At 71.0% G+C, this 1,386-nt stretch carries 2 protein-coding genes; both read left to right on the top strand.

Translation table 11 applies throughout. From position 1 onward, the window contains the following. Nucleotides 1–1,100 (top strand): tyrosine-type recombinase/integrase (locus tag AB0P03_RS40600; RefSeq protein WP_363633761.1); only part of this gene is annotated, 1,100 nt, incomplete at its 5' end. Continuing rightward, nucleotides 1,097–1,386 (top strand): DUF6262 family protein (locus AB0P03_RS40595; protein WP_363633759.1); only part of this gene is annotated, 290 nt, incomplete at its 3' end. The genes AB0P03_RS40600 and AB0P03_RS40595, both read left to right, overlap by 4 nt.

Raw genomic sequence — 1,386 nt, 5'->3', positions numbered from 1 at the left:
ATCTCACCCGGCTCGCCGAGGTCCACGACCCTGATGACCTGGGGTTGAGGGACGTCTGGGAGACGATCGTGGTGACCGGCCGGCGCGTCGGCGAGGTCGTGAAACTGCGCTGGGACTGCATCGGCCGCTACGGCGGGCTGGCGATGTTCTGGCACGACCAGACCAAAGTCGGGAACTACGACGTGGCGATCCGCATCCCGGACCGTCTCTACGACCTGCTCGCCGAGCGCCAGCGCAAGACGCTGGACCGCTTCGTCGCCCGGCACGGCCGTCGACCGACGGGCAGCGAACGGGCCCGGCTGGCCCTGTTCGCCACCAAGGTCCGCAACCCCGCCGGCACCACCGCTCTGTCCTACACGTGGTTCAACCGCGGTTTCCGGGACTGGGTGAACGAACTCGACCTGGGCCAGCTCGTCCCCCATCAGGCTCGCCACACGCTGGCCACCAATCTGCTGCGGGCCGGTGCCTCACTGACCCACATCCGCCGTTACCTCGGCCAGGTTTCGGACCGCATGGCCGAGCATTACGTGCATCTGACCAGCACTGATCTGGAGGACGTGCTCCAGCATATCTGGGTCGCCGGCCCCGGAACCGCCCAACCGGGCCAACTCCTGGCCGGGGATGCCACCCCGCTCACCCGCTCACAGGCCCAGGCCCTGGCGATCGACCTGTCGCGCCGCAGCACCCCGGCCGAGGGCGGGTTCTGCACCTTCCAGCCCGTCGTCGAGGGCGGCGCCTGCCCCTGGAACCTGGACTGCCACAACTGCGACAAGTTCGTCCTGTCCGGCGCCGACCTCCTCTACTGGCGGCGCAAGCGCGAACAGTGGCGGCTCTTGGCTGAAGGCGCCCCCGACGACGCCACCGCCGACTACCTCCACCGCTACTTCGAACCCACCGCCCGCGCCATCGACGGCCTGGAGAGCGCTCTGGCCGGCCTCGGCCTGCTCGACGACGCCCTCGCCCTGGACCTGCGCAAACCGCAGGACTACTTCCACCGCGTGTGGTCAACCGCCTTCCGCGCCGCCGACCTCGCCCAGGCCGCCGACGACGAACAGGACCAGGTCGACGACACCACCGACGAACAGGAGCAATGCGCGTGACCACCACCGTCCCCGACCCGCGCACGGCCGCCGTCCTGGCCGCCCGCCACCGCAGCACCGCCGCCGCCCTCGGACGGGTTCGCGACGCCATCTCCCGGCTCCGCCGCGAGAAGACCCAGGTCAGCGTCGCCGCCGTCGCCCGCCGCGCGAACGTGTCCCGCACCTTCCTCTACGACCACCCCGACGCCAGGGCCGCGGTCGCCGCCGCGATGGTCGAAGTCGGCGAACGCCGGACCCAGATGGTCACCGACCAGGACGAGGCACGCGAGGCGACCTGGCGCGAGCG

It is taken from the genome of Kitasatospora sp. NPDC088779 (genome assembly GCF_040685395.1).
Lineage (GTDB): Bacteria > Actinomycetota > Actinomycetes > Streptomycetales > Streptomycetaceae > Kitasatospora.
Note: the sequence above shows the minus strand (reverse complement) of the source record. Positions and strands in the feature narration are given on the sequence as shown.